Raw genomic sequence first — 21,119 nt, 5'->3', positions numbered from 1 at the left:
CTGAAATAATGTACAATTTTAAGTAAAAAATCTTGATCAAAGCTATTTTAGGTTGATTTAAGAAGCCCCGATCTGCTCATCGCCTAAAACCGATTGTCTGCAATTATATTGTCGTACTATTCGCGGTTTAAAATGTCTAATTCAGGCGATAAGATGTCCGCTTGTACCATAAACCCATATTTCCATATTGAAACCTGTTATATTTTAGCAGCAAACGGAAATAATTGGGGTGTTTGGTCAAAACAGATTAAAGTTTGACGGTGGTTTTAGTAACACAACAGCAGATTTGGCCTATAGGCCATAATTAACTTTATATTTGCCCGGCGACCATTTTATTTCCGCAAACCTTTGCAATAAATGAAAGACACAACATTTAAAATCTCCCCCGGAATTATATGGAGCAGTTCAATCTTCCTTGGTCTGCTGGCGTCTGTTCCCCAGATAGCTGAACGCCACTTCAAGCCCGCTGAAGCGGCAGTGAATTCGGCTGTTACCGCTTCTTTTTCACTGTTTGTATGGTACTATAATATCTATACGCTGCCAAAGCAATCGGGCAATAAACAACTGAATAAAAGCATCTCGTATTCCCGGCTCCTTACAACACTGCTGATAGGTATGGGGGTAATGTTGGCCTTAGCCTACATACAGCAACTGATACTAACGCATTTGAATTTTGGCCCGGTAATGCTGATGATTGAAGTAAGGGGCATACTTATTAACCTGGTATTTTATATGCTTATAAACCTGTTGTACCAGAACTACCAAAACCAGCAGGTTAACGTTGAGTTGGAACGTATTAAGGCCGATAACCTTGGCGCACAATATGAACTGTTGAAACAGCAGATCAACCCGCATTTCCTGTTTAACAGTCTCAATACCCTAAAGGCGATGGTTGAGACCAATGACCAACACTCGGTAGATTTCATCCTTAAACTTTCAAATTTTTACCGTTTTACGCTTGAGAGCCGAAAATTAGACCTCATTCATTTATCCGACGAACTGGAAATTGTAGAAGCTTACAATTTTTTACTTAAAGCCAGGTTTGAAGACGGTTTTATTTTCACTAGTACTATACATGAACAATATCGCGGTACGCTAATTCCCCCATTCACACTGCAGCTATTGATAGAAAACTGTATTAAACACAATGTGGTATCATTAGATCATCCCCTGCATATCAAACTGTATACTGAGGGTGAAAACATCGTTATGGAAAACGAAATAAAACCAAAGCGCTTTGAAGAACCATCAACAGGTGTTGGGCTTAAGAATATCAATTTGCGTTACGATCACCTGCTTGATAAACATATAGAGATCATATCTGAAGATAAAATATTCAAAGTTAAACTACCTATTATACATGAACATTATCATCATTGAAGACGAATTAAAGGCGGCCCGTTCGCTTGAAACGATCATATTAGAATTAAGACCGCACTCAAAAATAATTGCCAAGCTTCAGAGTGTTGAAAGCTCGGTTGCCTATCTTTCAGAGAACAAGCAGCCCGATCTTATTTTTATGGATATCCAACTGTCGGATGGGTTGTGTTTTGAGATCTTTAAATCGGTAAAGGTGTCCTGCCCTATTATTTTCTGTACCGCGTTTGATGAATATTCGTTAGAGGCATTTAAGGCCAACAGCGTTGATTATGTACTCAAGCCTTTCTCAAAAACAGATATTGCCGATGCCTTTAAAAAGGTAGACGAGTTGCGGAATTTCTTTCAGCAGGGTTCATCTCCTGATATCAGCAGCCTGCTATCGCAGGTTACGCCTCCTGCCGGTAAAAAAAGCTTCCTGGTATTTAAAAATAATAAGTATATCACCATAGCGTCCAATAATATAGCCTTCTTCTACATCCGCAATGAACTTTCGACCATCATGACTTTTGATCAGCAGGAATATGTGGTTAACCAGTCGCTTGATCAGATCAGCGGTCAGCTCTCGCAGGAGCAGTTCTTCAGGCTCAACAGGCAATACATAGTTAACTTCAGTGCGATAAAAGAGGTTGAGCATTATTTTATGCGTAAGCTGTTTGTTAAACTAACAATTCCAACTCCCGAGAAATTACTCATCAATAAAGAAAAAGCGCCGGTATTTTTAAGCTGGCTCGAGAATAGATAGTCTTTTAAGTTCGAAGTCGGAAGTGTTGAGTCAGAAGTTCTAAAAAGCTGTATAATTTTTTCAAGTAGAGACGCATAATTGCGTCTCCCGCAGGACAAGCGACTTTGCAGACCATTTGCTAAAGTAATTTGCATACGGTGGACACAATTATGCGTCTCTACAATTAAAAACAACTGAGAACTTAAGACTAAAGACTTTCGACTCAAACAATGCCCAACTGAGCTTACAATATGTCCGGTTGGGCTTTTTTACGCTGTTTTGGCGGCCATTTCGAGGCTAATTTTGAAGTAAATAAAAAATCAAGAAATATGAAAACCTTAAAAATTTTTAGCTTTTGTGTTGGTACCGTGGCACTGGCACTTGCTACCGCAGCTTACGCTAATCGTAAAATAAATGCGCCTAAAACCGAAAACAACACTACTCCCGGAAAAGGTTTTGCTTTGGTAGAATTGTTTACTTCAGAGGGATGCTCAAGCTGTCCTCCTGCTGATGAATTGCTGGCGAGGATCCAAAAAGAGTCACAGGAAAAGCCTGTTTACATATTAGCTTACCACGTTGATTATTGGAATAACCTCGGCTGGAAAGATGTATTCAGCAATGCCATGTTTTCAAAACGCCAAAAAGAATATAGCTACCATTTAAATGCCCAGGTTTATACACCTCAAGTTATAGTTAATGGTAAAACCGAGATGGTTGGCTCGGATGAGCCGGCACTTCGTGAAGCGATTTCGAATGCACTAACAACCGCACAAACCGCTCAGGTTTCCTTAAAAGCACAACAAACCGGTGATAAGCTTGCTGTAAATTACGAACTATCGGGCAATACTGATAACCAACAATTGCTGATAGCCATTGTACAAAAAACAGCCATCAGCAAAGTTGCCCGCGGCGAAAACGAAGGCAGAACCTTATTGCACACCCAAATAGTGCGCGACTTAAAAACAGTTGCCCTAAGCGAGGTAAAAACAGGCCAAACCATTATTAGCGTTCCTAAAGAATTTAACCAGCAAGAATGGGAAGTAGTGGGCTTTATACAAAATAAAGATAGCGGTGAGGTTTTAACTGCAACAAAAGCTGTTTTAACCAGCGAAGCCGTAGCCAAAATATAACAACCATAAATTCAAAAATCATGAGCAAGTTGAAACAGGGCCGGTTATTAATGGGATTCTTATCACTGTTCTCTTTATCATTCCTGACAAGGGCACCGTTTGAACGTAACCCGCAGGATTGTGAATTGATCTGCGTTACGGGAAAGAGAAAAAAACCGGCAACAAATAATTAAATCTAACATAAACAGGATCGGCCCTTCGCAGGGCCGATCCTGTTTTTAATAAATACTATCATGAAAACATTACTGCTAATTGCCATAGCAACATTTTTAAGCATTGGGGTTTATGCCCAGGCAAACGAACTAAATTGCACCGAGCAGGCATTTACTTTTAAAATAAACCTGCCGTCGGGTGGACGCAACTATTCATCTGAAATAGACCGCTTTGACGCTTCGCAATTATCACCGGAGTTCAGGTTGCCGGGTGCTAATACCAGTAAACAAAATCAAGCGGATAGCATTCTGCCTGCCGGCTTTAACAAAAAACCTGATCCATACACAGCTTATTCTTCGGCCGATAATATCCTGCTTAAAAAGATGACATTTCTACATCCTAAAATAAACGCTGTAACAGGTAAATTTACCTACACAGCCTACGATCATTTTAAGCTATTGCCAATGCCTGTCTTAAACGTTTTAACTCCGCTCTTAAACTAATCATCATTAACATAAAAAAGCAAACCAATGAAACTGAACTATTACGGTCACTCATGCTTCTCGGTGGTTGCCGGAGGTAAACACATTTTATTTGATCCCTTTATTACCGGCAACGAACTGGCTAAGGACATCAACATTGATGAAATTAAAGCTGATTACATTTTTGTATCACACGGGCATTACGATCATATTTTGGATGTAGAAACTATAGCCAACCGTACGGGCGCTATGGTTGTAGGCATTTATGAGGTTTACGATTACTTCAGCAAAAAGAGCGTTAAAAATGTACATCCTTTAAACCCGGGTGGTAAAGTGACCTTTGATTTCGGCACAGCAAAATCATTCATCGCGCAGCACTCGGCCAGTTTTCCGGATGGAAGTTATGCAGGGGTAGCCTGCGGTTATGCATTAAAGACAGATAATGGCAATCTTTATTATAGCGGTGATACCGGTTTAACGTTGGATATGGGCCTGGTAGCCAATTGGGTTGCTCTTGATTTCGCGGTTTTCCCGATAGGTGATGTGTTAACTATGGGGGTTGATGATGCCATTGAAGCAGCCAGGCTTGTTAAGGCCGATAAAGTTTTAGGCGTTCATTACGATACCTTTGGTTTTATTAAAATAGATAAAGACGAGGCTATAAAACAATTTGAGCAGGCAGGCCTAAAGCTATTTTTACCGGATATAGGCGAGAGTATAGAGATTTAAACTTTAGTTTCAGCATAGCAAAAAGGCCCGCTCCAATTGAATGAAACAGGCCTTTTTGTTTTTAAGCTCCCCCTTTAGAAGCGGAGGGAGCGAATTATACTAAATTGATCTCAACGTTGATGTTACCATAAGTTAACTTTGAATAAGGACATGTTTGGTGTGCTTCTTCAATCAATGCTTTGGCAACTTCAACATCCAGGCCTGGTAAGCTTACGTTTAAACGGGCTTGCAGAAAATAGGCACCGGTAGTAATACCCAAATCCACTTCGGCATCAATAGCCAATTCGGCAGGGAGTGCAATCCTTTTTTTAGCGGCAGCAATACCGATGGCGCCTTCAAAACATGCTGACCAGCCTGCTGCAAATAATTGCTCGGGGTTTGTGCCTGGTTTAGGGGTTCCGGGAGTTGAATGTTTGATATCCAACTGGCCATCGGTACTAACAGATGAACCACCGTCACGACCGCCAACTGTACGAACTTTACCGGTATATAATACTTTGTCGATTTTATTAGCTGAGATAGCGTTGATAACCTTGATCTTACTGATACCTGATTCTTGAATAGTTTCCATTGTGTTATTTATTTATTAATTTTTGTTTTTTGTATGCTCAAAGATACCCTGATATCGCCCGGTGCCCTATCACTAACTATGTGAACCGGACAAGCCATGTCGTGAACAAGACATTCTTTAAGCCGAAAGTTCAACCAGTACGAGAGCTATTGAAACTTTTAATCACAACCGGTAAAGAATAAGAAAACCAGCTACACATTACGCGTAATTATTCTAAATAAATTTGGATACTACGTTTATAAACAGCAATTTTAAGCAACTCATTGTTCGTAAACCAATTGAAGAAGTTTATTGCCCTAATGCTGCTCGGTTTTCACCTGCTTAATATAGGCGGGCAACTGGCATTGCATCAGTTCATGGTTTACAAAAGCAATAAATACTTTGCCGAACAAACTGCCAAAGGCTTTTACAATGTGAAAGACCTTACCGAGGTAGTAATCCCGGTAAACATGCCTGGCATAACCGACTGGAAAAACTACGAAAATATTCATGGGCAGATCCGGTTTGGCAACAACAGCTACAATTATCAAAAAATGCGCGTAACCAGTCGCGCAATTTATTTGATGTGCATCCCAAACTACGAAACCACCCGGCTGGCCGATAAGAACATCATTAACGCAAAGGATGTAAAAGAAAACCCGGTACCGCAAAAAGAACATGTGCCTTTCGGTAAAATAATAATGCAGGACAACCTCAATTTCGCTTTTGTGCATTTTGAATTTAGTTGCCCGATAAAATACACTCAACAAACCGTTGTTCACCCTGTTCAACAGTTAATTCCTGCTCACCAGGACATTCCAGAGCAACCACCAAGGGTCGTTTGCTAATCTTCTCCGTGTTTTAATTCATTTTCGGGGGGGGTAGCGATTGCTACCCTGCTGTGTTATTTATTTCTGTCGATAGCTAAATTCGTAGCTCAAACGCTATGACAACAATTATATATCGATAGCATCAATAACCTCCGGACAGGTACGCCCCCCTCACTAAATTCAGCATTCAACCCATTATTTATGCCTTATATTACCCTTGAAAGCCATTTGCCGGGCATTACCGGCCTGTTGGAATATGCCAAAGAACCGGCACAACCTATCCGTAACCTTACACAATTTTTATTACGTGGTCCTTCAACCCTATCCGAAGCTGATCGTGAACTGATTGCCATCGTGGTATCGCACAACAACCAGTGCGCCTTTTGTACAACGGCACATACTGCCGCTGCCGATCTGCTGGCTGGTGAAGCCGAAACAGCGCAAAAAGTAAAGGAAAATATTGAAACCGCCCCGGTTACCGAGAAAATGAAAGCGCTGCTTACCATTGCCAAACTAACTGCTCAAAACGGCCGGAGCGTAACTACCGAGGCCATTAATCGGGCCAAAGCTGCCGGTGCTACAGACGTTGAAATTCACGATACCGTACTGATAGCTGCCCTGTTTTGCTATTACAACCGCTATGTTGACGGCCTGGCCACCGCCCTGCCTGCCGATGCCGGTTACTACAACGTATTAGCCGAACGCCTGGTTAATCATGGCTATACCCGCCTGCCGCAAGGATATGACCATTTAAAAAAACAACCCTAACCCTTTATCCAGTAAAACCAATCACAATGAAAAAACTTTTATTCGTCTTGCTACTGTTCACCTCCATAAACGCGTTTGCCCAGGAAATTAAGATAACGGGGAACATCACTGATGCCGCTACAGGCAAGCCTGTTTCGGGTGCCAGCATCTCTGTTAAAGGAAAACTTACAGGCACCACTACTGATTCAAAGGGCAACTATACTTTAAATGCCAACAAATTAAAGCTGCCCTCCACTATCGTTATATCCGCCGTGGGCTTTGAAGTACAGGAAAGCCAGGTAACATCTGCCAATAACAACATCAGCATCAAGCTAATACAAAAGGCAATTGTGCTTAACGAGGTGGTATCATCTGCCACGCGGATCAACCAAAGCATTTTACAATCGCCGGTGAGTATCGAAAAAATGAGCCTTAAAGCCATTAAGGAAAACCCTTCCTTTACTTTTTACGATGGCTTGCAAAGCTTAAAAGGCCTTGAAGCGGTTACCAGCAGTTTAACTTACAAACAGATCAACACCCGCGGCTTTAACAGCACGGGTAACAGTCGCTTTTTGCAGTTGGTTGACGGCGTGGACAATCAAACACCAGGATTAAACTTTTCGGTAGGTAACCTTTTTGGCGCTTCGGATATTGATATCGAAAGTGTGGAAGTTATTCCGGGCGCTGCTTCGGCATTGTATGGTCCGGTAGCTTTTAACGGCTTACTTTCGCTTAAAACCAAAGATCCTTTCAAATACCAGGGCTTAACCGTGCAGGTAAAAACAGGCCTTAACCACTTTGGCGAATCGGTTGTTAAACCACAGGGCTTGTATGATTTTGCAGCCCGCTATGCTAAGGCATTCAACGATAAATTCGCGTTTAAGATCAATGCTTCGTGCCTCACCGGCCGCGATTGGTATGCCGATAACTATACCGACGTTAGCGCTTCAACACCGGCAGCGCAACGTGGGCCCAACAACCCCGGGCGCGATGCGCTAAATATTTATGGAGATGAGGTTACAAAAACCTTACCCGGCATTGGCCTGGTTTCCAGAACTGGTTATGAAGAAAAAGACCTGATGAACTATAACGTTTACAGCCTTAAACTTAACGGTGCATTACAATACCGTTTCAGCAATAACCTTGAGGCAATCTACCAATACAACTACGGTCGCGGTACTGCAAGCTATACCGGCAGCAGCCGTTTCGATCTCAATAACTTTGTTTTACAGACACACCGGGTCGAATTAAAGGGAAGTAATTTCTTCATCCGAGGTTATTCGGTTGAAGAAAATTCGCACGACTCATACAACACCCGCTCACTGGCCCAATTCATTAACCGCGACTGGGTAAAAGACCTGAACGGCAACACCGTAACTCCTGATAAAGCTGATGACACCTGGTTTACACGTTATGCCGCGGCATTTAACGGCACGGTAAGTGGCGTTACACCTAATAGCAATTCCTCAGCAAGGACCTTTGCCGATCAGGGCCGTTTTTTACCGGGCACAACTGAATTTAACAATGCCAAGAACGCATCTATCCACAATTATGGTTTGAGCGGTGCAGGCGTTTTCAGTAATAGTAAGTTTTACCATGCCGAAGGCCAGTACGACTTTACCAGCGCCATAAAAGTGTTTGAGCTTTTGGCCGGAGGCAGTTTCCGCAATTACAGGATGTTCACCAACGGCAGCTTGTTTGATGATAAGGTAAATCGTGTAACCATTAAAGAGTACGGCTCATTTTTACAAGCCGGCAAAAAACTGTTTGATGACAACCTGAAACTAACAGCCTCTATCCGTTATGATAAAAACGAAAACTTTAAAGGAAGCTTCACACCTCGTTTTTCGGCAGTATATACAGTTGATAAAACCTCCAATTTCAGGGCATCATACCAAACCGGTTTCAGGAACCCAACCCCGGTTGATCAGTTTATCCACCTTAACGTAGGCCCTATCACTATTTTGGGTGGTGCGCCTAATAACAGCAAGGGCTTAAACGTTTATGAAAACTCGTTCACCTCGTCATCAGTAAGTGCCTTTGGCGCCGCGTTTGGCAAGGCGGTACAAAGCGGTACGCCATTTCCGCAGGCTATTGAGCAAAACAAAGGCTTGCTGCAAAAAGCAAGTGTAGCTTATATCAAGCCCGAACAGCAAAAAGCATTTGAGCTTGGCTACAAAGGTTTAATGATGGATAAATTACTGATCGATGTAAACTATTACTACAGCAGCTACACCAACTTTATCCTGAATACGGTTGTTATCCAACCCAGCAACCCGATTCTTGGTTCTGATGGCCAGGTTACTACAGCCTCCGCAACCGATATCCCTAACGGTAAGGTTCACGCCTTCCAGTTGTATACCAACGCACCTGATAAAGTATCTGCCCAGGGAGCAAGCGCTGGTGCTACCTACCTGCTTGATGGCGGTTACGCGCTTGGCGGCAATGCAACCTTATCCGTATTTAACCTTCGCAATGCCAATCCCAATAATATAGCGGCTTTCAATACGCCAAAATGGAGCACTAACGCTACGTTTGGTAACAGCAACGTGATCAATGATTTTGGCTTTAACGCTGCCTGGCATTGGCAAACCGCTTACGACTGGTATGGAACCTTTAACGGCACCCGTCCCGGCCGCGTAGATGCTTATTCAGTTGTCGATCTGCAATTCAGCAAAAAGCTTCCGAAGATCAAATCAACCATCAAACTGGGTGGCAGCAATATTTTCAACAACCGCATTTACCAATCTTATGGTTCGCCGGCAATTGGCGCTATTTATTATGTATCAATAATATTTGATGACCTTTTAAAATAAACAACATGAGCACTTTAACAATTGATGAGCAGGTTGTAAAACCTCAAACAAACCTCAGCGCCACCTATAGGGTGGTGCTGTTTGCGATCTGTTTTTTTAGTACTGCTCTGGGTGGCTCCGTGTCAACACTGATGTCGGTTTACCTGCCCGTTGTGGTAAAAGACTTGCAGGGAACTGTGCCTGCTGATGAGATCAACGCCATAAGTGGGTACATCAATGCCATTTTTATATTCGGCTGGGCCTTTGGTGGTTTTACCTGGGGGGTGATCAGCGATAAAATGGGCCGTAAAAAAGCCCTGCTGCTGGCCATTGGCAGCTACGGTGTATTCACCATTTTAACCGGGCTAATGCCAACCTGGTGGGGCGTACTATGTTGCCGTTTTTTCAGCGGTTTTGGCGTAGGCGGCGTTTTGGTAACATCCATAACGCTGGTGAGCGAAGTCTGGCCAGCCAAAAGCAAAGCGGTGATCATAGGCATTCTTTCTATTGCTTTCCCGGTAGGTATTTTCTCTGCAGGGCTAATCAACTTTATTGTATCATCATGGCGGTCGGGCTTTTTTGTCGGGGTGATCCCGCTTGCACTGGCCTTGATAGGCGCTCTGGTTTTGAATGAATCTGAAAACTGGCTCAACTACCGTAACCATATTGCCAACCGCGAAAACCCCTTGAATAAACTGCTCTCTAAAAGCCACCGCCGCGAGCTTATTGTAGGCTCCCTAACCTTTGGCACTATGCTGATAGGTTTATGGGCCATATTTTCATGGCTGCCTACCTGGGTGCAAAGCCTGATTACCGACCATGATGCCGCAAAAGAACGCGGCCTGAGCATGATGTGTATGGGCATGGGTGGGTTAACCGGTGGTTTCTTTTCAGGATGGCTTGTTAATTTACTATCTATAAGGCGCTCCATGGTGATCTGTTTTGCGGTTTGCGCAGGTATGTCATTCATCCTGTTTAAAACTAATACTACATTCAGTACGGCAGTTTATGTCGAGATAATAATACTGGCTTTATTCTTTGGGGCGAGCCAGGGCGTATTATCAGCCTATATCCCCCAATTATTTTCAACCGGCATCAAAGCAACTGCAACAGGCTTTTGCTTCAACATCGGGCGTATTTTTACAGCTACCGCGGTTTTATTTGTAGGCGTGCTGGTATCAACCCTGGGAGGCTACGGTAACTCGCTATTCATCTTTTCACTGGTATTTATAATAGGCTTGCTGGTAGTATTATTTGTACAGGAGAAAGCCGAAGGCGAGGAAAAAGCAAAAAGCAAAAAGCTGAAGGCTTAAAGCCGAAAGCTTAGAAAATTAAAAAAATCACTAATTCAATAACTCACTAATTCACTAATTAAAAATATGGCACACATCAATGTACCCGAAGGCGTTCCGGGCATCCGTTCGCTGGTAATGTTCAGGCCCGAAACCGGTCAGTATTTGTATGAACTGGCTGAAGTATTATTACGCGGAGAATCAACCTTTAGTGCGGCCGACCGTGAGTTGATAGCCACTTATGTATCATATCGTAACAACTGCACATTTTGTTACAGCAGTCATGCAGCCGCTGCCCGTTGTCTATACGAGGATGATGCCCTAATTGTGGACGAGGTTTTACGCGAGATGACCGAAGCACCCATCAGCGCCAAGCTAAAAGCTTTACTGAATATTGCAGGCAAAGTGCAGATCTTAGGAAAAGAAGTAAAACAGGAAGACGTTGACGCAGCACGTGCAGAAGGAGCTACCGACCGCGAGATCCATGATGCAGTGTTAATAGCCGCCGCCTTTAGCATGTTTAACCGCTATGTTGACGGCCTCGCCAGCCTTACCCCTACCGACCCGGAAGCTTATGCCGAAATGGGCAAACGTATGGCTAAAGGCTATGTATTGCCACAACCTCAGCATTAATTTTTAACCAGACAAATATGGCACATATAGAATTAAATAACGATCTGCCCGGCATTCGTGGGTTGATGTTTTATAGTCCGGAAACAGAGGCCCCGTTAAATGCCCTTGCCGAGCAATTGCTCCGCAACGATAACAACTCCTTATCGCGCGGAGAACGTGAACTGATAGCAACCTATGTATCCTACCTCAACGACTGTTTCTTTTGCCAGAACGTGCACGGCGCTGTAGCCGGGCACTACCTTGGCTGCACTATTGACGAGATAGATGCCATCAAAGCCAACTTTTCGGCAACTGATCTTTCAGCGAAAATGAAAGCCCTATTGGCCATTGCCGGCAGCGTACAAAAAGGCGGTAAACATGTAACTACCAAACAAATTGAAGCGGCCCGCTCGGAGGGAGCTGATGATAAGGAGATCCATGACACTGTACTAATTGCTGCGGCTTTTTGCATGTTCAACCGCTATGTTGACGGCTTAGGTACATGGGCACCACAAGATAGACAAATCTACGTTGACCGGGCACCCGAACGCGCAGAGGTTGGCTACATATCAAGCATTTTTAAGAAAGTTTAACACCTAAGTTTTTTATCACATCCACGGCCCGGAGTTAAAAGCTCCGGGTTTTTTTTGGCTTATCTGTGTACTTAAGCTATAGTTGTGAGTTGCCTTTACTGACAAAAAGGGGGTTAACAGGGTTAACAGAATCCGGAGCCATTCTTTTACTATGTTACTTATAATCAATCAGTTGATTGCTTTTTATGTAAAAAAAGTGTTAACCCCCTTTTTGGATAAATATTATCGGCCAATTTCAATTCACAGGTAACATAACACCAAGGTTGGTCAATTGGTTTATTATACGGTCTCATTTCTTATTATAGATATAATTAAAAAAGGGTACTTCATATCCAACCAATTGAAACAGCAATATTACTTTGTAAATTAATTTAAAAAGTTAATTTTAGTTATGCTTACCACCAATCATAAACCAATTAAAACCCTGCTGCTCACAGCACTTATTGCCTTGCAAGGCGTGCAAAGCAACGCCCAAGCCAAAACGGGCACAACCGAAATAACCAAATGGCAATACGGAAAAACCGGGGCTGTTTCCCTTACTTATGATGACGGCTCTATGAACCAGTTCAGGAAAGCCCTACCGGTAATGGAACGCCTGAAAATGCCAGCAACATTTTTCATCATTACCGGATCCATTCCCGGCTCAAAATACCATGGGAGATTTATTGGCCGCCCGGTAAAGGAGATCATCAAAGAATCGGCAACTGTACCAACCAACGATCAGAACTTTTTTGAGCGGTGCTCTGCCACAGGGTATTTAGGTTACAAGGGTACCATCGCTTCGCACACGCAGGCCGGAAGTTTGTACGATAGCGGCAAAAAGGAAAAAGCTTTTAAGGTACTTGATGATATCTATGCCAAAGCCCGCAACGGCGAATTGAAACCGGGTTATGGACCTAATGATGAGTTTAAACAATCCATAGGTTCAACCTGGGATGATTTCAGAAAAGATGCCGCCAAAGGTTACGAGTTTGCCAGTCATTCCATCACCCACCCCAGCATGCCAGGTTTGGATGAACCAAATCTGCTTTGGGAACTGGAAAAAAGTAAGGCCGACATCCTGGCCCAGCTTGGCCCTAAACATACCTTTTCGGCCGAGTGCCCGTACGGTTTTGAAAACGACCGTGTGATGGGCTACGCACTCAAAATTTATCCAGCCCTGCGCAATCGCATGCCCGAACCATGGTTAAAGGAAATTGATCGCGCCAGCAAACAAACACCCGGCTCAACAGATAAAGATTATATTCAATGGCAGCGCGGCGCAACTACAAAAACACCGCTACCTATGATGAAACTTTGGGTTGATACTACGCTTAATCATACCAATACCTGGCTGGTACTTGTTTTCCATGGGGTTGACAGTATGGGTTACGAAGCCTTGCCAAGCACTCTGCTCGATGAATATTTCCAATACATCAAAAGCAAAAACGATAAACTATGGGTAGCAACTTTTGGCGATGTAACCCGTTATATGCGCGAGCGCGAGCACGGCAAAGCTGTGGCTTCAACTACAGGAAACATAATACAGGTAAAAGTAAGCCATAGCCTTGATAGTAGAATGTATTATCTGCCATTAACGCTCAAAACCTACGTATCACCAAGCTGGACAAATGCAACAGTGACCCAAGGTTCAAAAAGCAAAAAAATTAACACAGCTAAAGATCAGCACGGTACCTATGTACTCTATCAGGCTCAGCCAAATGAAGGCATAGTAACGCTAAAGAATGGATAATTATATTGGATAGTTTAATTGGTGCTGAAGTAGTTTTTGATAAAATAACCTGCTTCAGCACCAATTAACAATTACTTTTAGTTCAACTGCAAAGTTTGCGGGCCGAACTCTTCAAAATGGATCAGTTGCTTATCGATCCCTTTTTTAACCAATTCGCGGTAATGCAGTTCAATAAAACCTGCCGGTCCACAAATGTAATATTCGGTATTGGGCTCAAAGATCTCATCGCCCAGTTGGTTCAGGTCAACCCAGCCTTCATATAAGTCGTCAGAGGTTCCTTCCTCAACCTCATTATAAAAAATATGTTTTTTAACCTCTTCGTTTTTACCTTCCCAGTGTTCAATAACTTCTTTAAAAGCATGCACATTTTTATCGCGGCAACCGTGAACCCATGTTTTTGGTCGCTTACTGCCGCTTTTGATCAGGCTTTCCATCATGCTCATTAATGGGGTTTGGCCAACACCTCCGCTTATAAAAACTATCGGGTGGTCACCATCGCCATTTAACACAAAGCCACCTGCCGGCGCAGATACCTCGATGATATCACCTTCATTAACAAAATTATGCAGGCGGTTGCTGATCATGCCATCGGCAAGCAAAGCTGTTCCAGCTTCGCGTTTAACCGAAATCCGGTAATACTCGCCATTAGGCGCACTTGAAATACTGTACTGACGGGGTTGTAACAGGTTCAGCTCGGGCAAAAACAAACGCACGCTTAAAAACTGACCGGGCGTAAAATCCGGTACCGCTCCGCCGTGCGTAGGATAAAGGTAAAAGGAAGTGATTTCTGCCGATTCTTTTACTTTCTGTTTTACCACAAATGGCCTCCAGCCTGTCCAGCCACCTTTTTTAGCCACTTGTTTACTGTAAAGGTTTTGTTCATGGCCAGTCATAATGGCCGCCAGCTGATTGTAAGCAACAGTCCATGCTTCGAACAGCTCGGGTGTAGCGGCATCGCCCAATACTTCGCTGATTGAGGCAATCAGGTGACCGCCAACAATAGCATAATGCTCGGGCCTGATATCAAGACTTGTATGTTTTTGACCAATGCCATCAAGCACGGGCATTAACACGCCCGGATTTTCTATATGCTCGGCATAAGCCAGTACAGCCATGGCAAGAGCGGTTTGTTGTTTGCTGTTTTGCTGATTGCCCATGTTAAACACATTTTTAAGTTCGGGGTTATGAGTAAACATCCGGTTGTAAAAATGAGTTGTTAATAATACTCCATGCTCTTTCAATACAGGCACTGTGGCTTTAACCAGCTCTTTTTGTTCTTTAGTAATCATCATTTTAACAGTATATATTTATAATTAATTACGCGGCTACGGGGATTACACAATAGTCCTGCCGGTCCCACCCTTCATATTAGCGAGTTTGCTCTGAAACATTACCGCCATCAGGCCCGCCCTGTTCTTAGCATCATCAGCCATTGGCCCGGCAAAGTGCGTATCAACCGTTTGGGTAAACAGCTCCAGCCAACGGTTAAAATGCTCGTCATTTATAGGCAACGGTGCATGTTTGGCAAAGGGATTGCCTCTGAAACCAGCAACGCCAAACAATGCAGCATTCCAGAAAGCGTACATTTTATCAAGGTGCGGCTGCCAGTCGTTTTTTATAACTTCGGCAAAAACAGGCCCCAATAAACCATCGAGGCGCACCCTGGTGTAAAATTCATCAACCAGTATTTTAATTGATGTTAGGTCTTCTATATCGTTCATTAGTTTGTTTATTTGTTGAAATACACGCTATTTAGCAGTAACCATCACAATTATTATTCCATTGAGCCTAACCACCTTGCCAGTATAAACCGGTCTAAGAATCGCGCGTAAAAAGACCATTTAGTGTATTTCAACCGGCTATTCGCGACAAGTTGCAGAGCCCAGACTTATGAAGTTTTTGAAATTTCGTAAGTCTTCTACTTTTCATATCACCTCAAAGTCCATCGGATTTCTTTGAGGTATTAACTTGGTTTTTATATAAAATATTAATACCTTTTTATCCTTTAATTAACTACTTCAACATCCTCTTTTATTTAATTCATTAAAATTGGAATGCTTTGACCGCGCCTAACTTTTCGGGTGGGCGATTTATTTTTTCAGTACTACAATTCCCAGGTTCAGGTCTTCGTTGAACTGGCCTATGGTGATAGATTCAAGCATGTTTTGTAAACGGTTCCTTACATCTAAAAAATCATGATGCAAGGGACATGGATTTTTTGACGAACACTCTTTTAACCCTAAACCACAATCCCTGAATATGCCACCGCCATCAACCGCTTCTATTACATCTGATAGCGGGCGGGCCAGGCTTTGTGCATCAAGATAAAAACCGCCGTTGGGCCCTTTTACCGATTGAATAATACCTCTTCTACTTAAATCCTGAAGTATTTTAGCCAGGAAATGCTCGGGCGAATCAATGTTTACGGCTATTTCCTTTATGCCAACCCTACTGCCGTCGGCGGTGCGCTGGGCTATAAAAAATACCGCCCTTACCGCATACTCACATGTTTTTGAAAATATTCCCATTGCTTTATAAAGCAAAAGTAATTATTTAAATCAACAATAAAAGATATAAATATCTTTTATTGTTTCGTTTACTTAAACCTGACAGTTTATGCCATTAGTTTTATTGCTTCCGGGCTGGTGACGTTAAATTTATTTTGCTGGTTAAGCGGCAAGCTAAAAGAAAATACAGCACCTCCATCCTTTCCGTTTTCGGCCTTCACTGTACCGCCATGTTTTTGGATAATGCTTTTCACAATATACAAACCCAGGCCTTTGCTGTTTTTTTGCCTTATCGATTTTTGATTGCACTGGTAAAACTTCTGGAACAGCGCCTGGCTGCTTTCCTCATTAATCCCTACCCCCTCATCATGCACCGATACTTCAACATCATTTTCGTTACAGTCTATATTAATGTTAATGTGTGAGCATGGTGGCGAAAATTTGGCAGCGTTGGTTAAATAATTGATCAGCACCTGGATAATCTTGTATTTATCTCCCCTAACCAAAATGCTATCGGCAGTGGGATATTTACAAAAGCGATGTCCGGGATAAAGGATCCTCATTTCACCAAGCACTGTATCAACCAGGTCGTTAATATCAAACAGGCTATAATTGAGCTGTGTTGATCTGTCCTCGCCGGTTGATGGTGATAAATATTCATCAATCAGTTTGGTCATCCCGTTAATGTGCTGATCAACCATGTTCAGCAACCTCACCGGTTGTTTATTGATGCTGAGTGCAAGATGGTTAATTAAAAACTGGGTATTGAGCTTTATAATAGTTAACGGCGCACGCAGTTCATGATTTACAATAGCCATGCTCAGGCATTCCTCGTTAACTTTCTGAGTAACATCTTCAATGGTACCAATCATTTGTTCGGCAGTACCCCACCTGCGTGAGTATAAAACACCTGTAAGCCGGATCCATTTTTCGGTACCGGATGGAGTTACAATTTGCACCTGCTTTTCAAATTTGGTACCATTAAAGGAGGCAACCTTAAACTCATGGATAAGTCCGCTCAACTGCCCGGGTTTAACCAGCCCAAAAAGTTGTTCGATATTTTCATCATATCCCTTTGATAGCTCAAGCATCTTGCGCATCCGCGGGCAAAAGGATACCCTATTTGACCGGAGCTGGATTTTCCAATTGCCTATGTATGCTGCTCCTATGGTATGTTCGGGCATTAGCCCCGCCCGGCTTTCCATATTTCTGATTTCCCTGTTCATTTGGATATGTTTTTCTTAAATTTTATTTTATTACTGATAGATTTAACCTGATTACATTATTAAATTTTGACCATAAGCTTAATGACATCCCTTTAATGTACACCCCGTAATCGCTCATTAATATGCCCTTCATGTCATGGTTAATTAACCGAATGGCATACACCAAACTACAATCATTATTCTTTCCCGATGATTTGCAGTGATAGGTTTCCAGGATATCAAAATCATCGGGCGAAATCAGCTCGTTGTATTGTAAGCACCTGATATATTCATTCTCAATTACAAAATCGTGATTAAAGCCCCGCTCCTGCAGATCAATAATGAGGTTAATCAATTGTTCATCATAGTGATGCATATTGCCATTCATTAAATAGGTGATGCCATCAATTCATTTTCAATAGTGTTTTCATTGGCCTTATAAAGCCATAAACGGCCTTGCAAAGCCATGTAAAAAAGCAGGAGTAATGCTTGTATTGCAATAAGCGGCACAGGTACACTTATTGCCAAATCGGTGACGCTGCCCGATAGCAGTAAAAACATATCGGCCGATATAAAACCAATGCTTATTTGCTTAAGCACGGGTTTGTCCGGTATAAGCATAATAACCAGCAAAGCAAATTTCAATGAACATATACTATAAAGCACGATTATGAAAAACCTGGCGGGCACCAGTTGTTCCATCAAACATGTGTTAAGCTTAATAAATAAACCTGTTGCTATAAACATCAACACACTTGTAAAGAAGGCAACTGCCAAACAAACAAACTTTTTCATAGCATGAGGGCTTTACACTTTTATCGCACAATTAATTAATGCTTAATTATTAACTGTTATTTAACAATGTAAAGTTCGGGCCGGAAATACCCGAAATCAATGTACTAATTATGGTTTCAGTAGTACAAATTACATATGACCCAAGACAAATAGGACGTTAATACTATATAGGATAGTATTCATTTTCGATATTCCCGAAATTCTTTTCGGCACGGAAAACCAGGGTTATTGACACGCCCTCGCTATTTTCCATTTTAAAATTCCCGCCAAGCTGCTTGCTCAGGGCCTTCATCATTTCCATACCCAATGACGACGCTTCTTTAATATCAAAACCTTGCGGCAGGCCAATACCATTATCGGCAATGCTCAACATGATATTATTATCATCAAGTGTACCAAGCGAGATGTTTATAAAGCCACGCTTGTGCGGAAAAGCATACTTAATAGCATTGGTAATAGCTTCATTGAGCATAAGGCCAACAGGTACGGCCTGGGCAACGTCTATTTTAACACGTTCAATTTGCTGTTCAAACCTGATTCCCCGTTCATGAGCGTCGTAACAATCGGCAAGATAATTAACCAGTTCGTTGATGTAAACAGCAATATCAATAAAGGCTACGTTTGAGCTGCTGTATAATTTTTGATGGATAAGCGCTATAGCCTGTACACGGTTCTGGCTTTCACGGATGGCAGCAAGTGCCGCGTTATTTTTTAAAAATGCCGATTGGGTGTTAAGCAGGCTCATCACTATTTGCAGGTTATTTTTTACCCGGTGATGCACCTCTTTCAGTAACCAGTCCTTTTCATCAAGCAAGCGGTTTTTATCCGCAGTTAAAAGCTGCAGCATTTGACTTTGCTCACTGATCTCCTTCTCCTTTAGCTGCAACCGTTTACTGTTTATTTGCTTTTGCCAATAACCAACATAAGCCCCCCCAAAAACGAAAAGCAACGCCACAATGCCGACAATTATAAGATCCCATCTCATAACAAACGCACTATTTTTTGCCCACAAAACAGCCTGGAAGATATGATCGTGACGCTGCGCCGGCGAGTTTGTGGATATCAAAAGCAAAATGCCCGTTAGTGTCAGCTTGCAATAAAACCGCGATAAGTTTTTATTGATATTCACTTGATATTATTTTTATGGTCAGCTTAAAACTAACAGGTTCTTGTTCGCTACACATAACTCCACACACATAAACCTGTACTCAAATTCAACTTATAAAAATAATATACTTCATAAAACCGGCCGATGTATTAAACATGGATTTTGATGTATAAATTACATATCGCATTTACCTGCCTGCAATAAAACCAATATTAATTTATATAATTAATACCCCGCGATATTATATATTATACTCCAACCTTAAGCCGCGTTCATGTCGGTATAAACGGTAAAATTATTTTTCCTGATACCATTTAACAACCCGTTCTGTTGACAAGTGATGGCCGGGGAATATGTGTTTAGTGACATAAAAAAGATGCGATATTTCGTTCCTCAAGTAACAATATGATGATATTTCGTTAAGCTCCATTATTCAAAACAAAATACAAATAACTGATTATCAATAAAATAAAAACATCGGCACGAAAATAGAGAGAAGGCACATGCCTTACAAGCTTTAAACTTCGCAGCCATGAAACAATTTAACGATTTTGCACCGCTACATTTTGAGAAAGCATCTTATTGCCTCCCTTTCAAAATCCATACTATCGAATGGATCAAAGAAAACGGCGTCGATCTTCCCAACAATTATTTCATGCTGATATGGATAGTTTCAGGCAACGGCTATTACAGGCTCAATTTGCAAAAGGAGGCGGTTAACACCAATCAGTTGCTGCTGATAAAACCCGGCCAGTTGCATGATCTTAAATTTAGCAATGGCCTGCACGGTTACGTAATATCGTTCACCGATTCGTTTTTGGATGTAGATGATTATGGCCGCGACCTTATATACAGCCCTATCCATCAAATATTTAATCAAACACCAATCGTTACCATTAACAGCGAACTGGCCGATGATATGAATGATATTACCGAAATAATGATGAAAGAATATAGCCGGCACAATCTTTACCGTGCCGAAATATTAAAACGATATTTTAAGATCTTCCTCATCTATCTTTCACGCCAGTTGGAATCGATGGAACAAGCGCCGAAACAGTCGCGCAATACCTCCATATTACAAAACTTCATAAGCTTGCTCGATAAAAACTTCAGGGAGTATAAAATGGTGGCCGATTACGCCGACAGATTATCTGTAACCCCCAATTACCTTAACGAAGTGGTAAAAAAATTGACCGGACAATCGGCCGGCCATCACATCAGGCAAAGAGTTGCAGCCGAAGCTAAAAAACAAGCTATACACCCCGACAACTGCATGAAAAAAATAGCGTATGACCTGGGTTTTTGCGACATGGCCCATTTCAGTAAATTCTTTAAAAATGCTACCGGGATCAGCTTTTCTGATTTTAAGAAAAGGGGCACTGTATTGCAACCTGTTTTTTAATAAGCTATTCACAATCTTATTTAATCAACCTAATAACCAATTAATTAAATTTATCATCATGTCAGAAGAAGTACAATTAATCCCGGGCAACTCCTTAATCACAGCAACTCCACAGGAAGGCCGTGAACTTGCTATTAAAATGGCAAGGCTCATCATCAAAGTAACTCAGCCCGATGCCGAAATTCGTGGTAAGCTAAGAGGTGTTTACGCCGAAGACGCAGCGATGCTCATTGCCGTAGGGCAAACAGTGGCAACCGAATTTGCTACAATAGCTGCAGCTAATAATTACTGGCGATAGCGCAACAATGGCCGAGCTTTGCCAATTAATTTCATATTTTAAGCCCGGTAATACA

Annotated in this window: 23 protein-coding genes; 15 read left to right on the top strand and 8 right to left on the bottom strand. The window is 42.2% G+C overall.

The window, feature by feature from the left end; genetic code table 11:
- Nucleotides 1–357: 357 nt before the first annotated feature.
- From FHW88_RS03875 to FHW88_RS03850, 6 genes are all read left to right on the top strand, one after another.
- Nucleotides 358–1,380: a sensor histidine kinase gene (locus tag FHW88_RS03875; protein WP_176623283.1), complete on the top strand. Its 1,023-nt coding sequence runs from the start codon at nt 358–360 to the stop codon at nt 1,378–1,380.
- Nucleotides 1,361–2,122, top strand: coding sequence for a LytR/AlgR family response regulator transcription factor (locus tag FHW88_RS03870; protein ID WP_176623281.1), 762 nt, complete (start codon nt 1,361–1,363; stop codon nt 2,120–2,122). The genes FHW88_RS03875 and FHW88_RS03870 overlap by 20 nt, the downstream gene beginning before the upstream one ends.
- Before the next feature lie 308 nt (nt 2,123–2,430).
- The gene (locus tag FHW88_RS03865; RefSeq protein ID WP_176623279.1) at nt 2,431–3,231 is read left to right on the top strand and encodes a DUF1223 domain-containing protein; all 801 of its coding nucleotides are present in this window, start codon (nt 2,431–2,433) and stop codon (nt 3,229–3,231) included.
- A 20-nt stretch (nt 3,232–3,251) separates the two neighbouring features.
- Nucleotides 3,252–3,404 carry a hypothetical protein gene (locus FHW88_RS03860; protein ID WP_176623277.1) on the top strand — a complete coding sequence of 51 codons (153 nt, stop codon included), beginning with the start codon at nt 3,252–3,254 and terminating at the stop codon, nt 3,402–3,404.
- A 60-nt stretch (nt 3,405–3,464) separates the two neighbouring features.
- Nucleotides 3,465–3,887, top strand: a complete 423-nt coding sequence (locus FHW88_RS03855; RefSeq protein WP_176623275.1) for a hypothetical protein — start codon at nt 3,465–3,467, stop codon at nt 3,885–3,887.
- Nucleotides 3,888–3,914: 27 nt separating this feature from the next.
- Complete coding sequence (locus FHW88_RS03850) at nt 3,915–4,595, top strand: metal-dependent hydrolase (RefSeq protein WP_176623273.1); 681 nt, start codon at nt 3,915–3,917, stop codon at nt 4,593–4,595.
- Between the two features lie 94 nt (nt 4,596–4,689).
- Here the strand turns inward: FHW88_RS03850 and FHW88_RS03845 are convergent, their stop codons facing one another.
- The gene (locus FHW88_RS03845; protein WP_090523523.1) at nt 4,690–5,166 is read right to left on the bottom strand and encodes an organic hydroperoxide resistance protein; all 477 of its coding nucleotides are present in this window, start codon (nt 5,164–5,166) and stop codon (nt 4,690–4,692) included.
- 278 nt (nt 5,167–5,444) lie between these two features.
- Between FHW88_RS03845 and FHW88_RS03840 the strand changes: the two genes are divergently transcribed.
- The 7 genes from FHW88_RS03840 to FHW88_RS03810 all read left to right on the top strand — a co-directional run bounded on the left by FHW88_RS03840 (nt 5,445) and on the right by FHW88_RS03810 (nt 13,746).
- Entirely contained in the window at nt 5,445–5,993 is a 549-nt protein-coding gene (locus FHW88_RS03840; RefSeq protein WP_176623271.1) for a hypothetical protein, read from the top strand.
- A 183-nt stretch (nt 5,994–6,176) separates the two neighbouring features.
- Complete coding sequence (locus FHW88_RS03835; RefSeq protein ID WP_176623269.1) at nt 6,177–6,743, top strand: carboxymuconolactone decarboxylase family protein; 567 nt, start codon at nt 6,177–6,179, stop codon at nt 6,741–6,743.
- A gap of 26 nt (nt 6,744–6,769) precedes the next feature.
- Nucleotides 6,770–9,538: a TonB-dependent receptor gene (locus FHW88_RS03830; RefSeq protein WP_176623266.1), complete on the top strand. Its 2,769-nt coding sequence runs from the start codon at nt 6,770–6,772 to the stop codon at nt 9,536–9,538.
- A gap of 5 nt (nt 9,539–9,543) precedes the next feature.
- Nucleotides 9,544–10,830, top strand: coding sequence for an MFS transporter (locus FHW88_RS03825; protein ID WP_176623264.1), 1,287 nt, complete (start codon nt 9,544–9,546; stop codon nt 10,828–10,830).
- 66 nt (nt 10,831–10,896) lie between these two features.
- Nucleotides 10,897–11,442, top strand: coding sequence for a carboxymuconolactone decarboxylase family protein (locus FHW88_RS03820; protein WP_090523504.1), 546 nt, complete (start codon nt 10,897–10,899; stop codon nt 11,440–11,442).
- A 17-nt stretch (nt 11,443–11,459) separates the two neighbouring features.
- A complete protein-coding gene (locus FHW88_RS03815) occupies nt 11,460–12,014 on the top strand; it encodes a carboxymuconolactone decarboxylase family protein (protein ID WP_176623262.1) in 555 nt (184 codons plus the stop codon).
- A 391-nt stretch (nt 12,015–12,405) separates the two neighbouring features.
- The gene (locus FHW88_RS03810; protein ID WP_176623260.1) at nt 12,406–13,746 is read left to right on the top strand and encodes a polysaccharide deacetylase family protein; all 1,341 of its coding nucleotides are present in this window, start codon (nt 12,406–12,408) and stop codon (nt 13,744–13,746) included.
- A 77-nt stretch (nt 13,747–13,823) separates the two neighbouring features.
- On the opposite strand, the gene hmpA is transcribed toward FHW88_RS03810, so the two are convergent.
- The 7 genes from hmpA to FHW88_RS03775 all read right to left on the bottom strand — a co-directional run bounded on the left by hmpA (nt 13,824) and on the right by FHW88_RS03775 (nt 19,238).
- A complete protein-coding gene (gene hmpA, locus FHW88_RS03805; protein ID WP_255485205.1) occupies nt 13,824–15,038 on the bottom strand; it encodes an NO-inducible flavohemoprotein in 1,215 nt (404 codons plus the stop codon).
- Between the two features lie 42 nt (nt 15,039–15,080).
- Nucleotides 15,081–15,467 carry a group III truncated hemoglobin gene (locus FHW88_RS03800; protein ID WP_176623258.1) on the bottom strand — a complete coding sequence of 129 codons (387 nt, stop codon included), beginning with the start codon at nt 15,465–15,467 and terminating at the stop codon, nt 15,081–15,083.
- Between the two features lie 369 nt (nt 15,468–15,836).
- Complete coding sequence (locus FHW88_RS03795; RefSeq protein ID WP_090523487.1) at nt 15,837–16,274, bottom strand: RrF2 family transcriptional regulator; 438 nt, start codon at nt 16,272–16,274, stop codon at nt 15,837–15,839.
- An 86-nt stretch (nt 16,275–16,360) separates the two neighbouring features.
- Nucleotides 16,361–17,479 (bottom strand): ATP-binding protein, encoded by a 1,119-nt coding sequence (locus tag FHW88_RS03790; protein ID WP_176623256.1) that lies wholly within the window; start codon nt 17,477–17,479, stop codon nt 16,361–16,363.
- Between the two features lie 22 nt (nt 17,480–17,501).
- Complete coding sequence (locus FHW88_RS03785) at nt 17,502–17,834, bottom strand: hypothetical protein (protein WP_176623254.1); 333 nt, start codon at nt 17,832–17,834, stop codon at nt 17,502–17,504.
- Nucleotides 17,835–17,845: 11 nt separating this feature from the next.
- Nucleotides 17,846–18,253 carry a hypothetical protein gene (locus FHW88_RS03780; protein ID WP_176623252.1) on the bottom strand — a complete coding sequence of 136 codons (408 nt, stop codon included), beginning with the start codon at nt 18,251–18,253 and terminating at the stop codon, nt 17,846–17,848.
- A 163-nt stretch (nt 18,254–18,416) separates the two neighbouring features.
- Nucleotides 18,417–19,238, bottom strand: coding sequence for a sensor histidine kinase (locus FHW88_RS03775; protein ID WP_176623250.1), 822 nt, complete (start codon nt 19,236–19,238; stop codon nt 18,417–18,419).
- 655 nt (nt 19,239–19,893) lie between these two features.
- Between FHW88_RS03775 and FHW88_RS03770 the strand changes: the two genes are divergently transcribed.
- Both FHW88_RS03770 and FHW88_RS03765 read left to right on the top strand, forming a co-directional pair.
- Nucleotides 19,894–20,766: an AraC family transcriptional regulator gene (locus FHW88_RS03770; RefSeq protein WP_090523469.1), complete on the top strand. Its 873-nt coding sequence runs from the start codon at nt 19,894–19,896 to the stop codon at nt 20,764–20,766.
- Between the two features lie 58 nt (nt 20,767–20,824).
- Entirely contained in the window at nt 20,825–21,064 is a 240-nt protein-coding gene (locus FHW88_RS03765; protein ID WP_176623248.1) for a hexameric tyrosine-coordinated heme protein, read from the top strand.
- Nucleotides 21,065–21,119 lie beyond the last annotated feature (55 nt).

It is taken from the genome of Mucilaginibacter sp. SG538B, assembly GCF_013376065.1.
GTDB classification, from domain to species: Bacteria; Bacteroidota; Bacteroidia; order Sphingobacteriales; family Sphingobacteriaceae; genus Mucilaginibacter; species Mucilaginibacter rubeus.
This window is presented reverse-complemented; position numbering and strand designations above follow the sequence as displayed.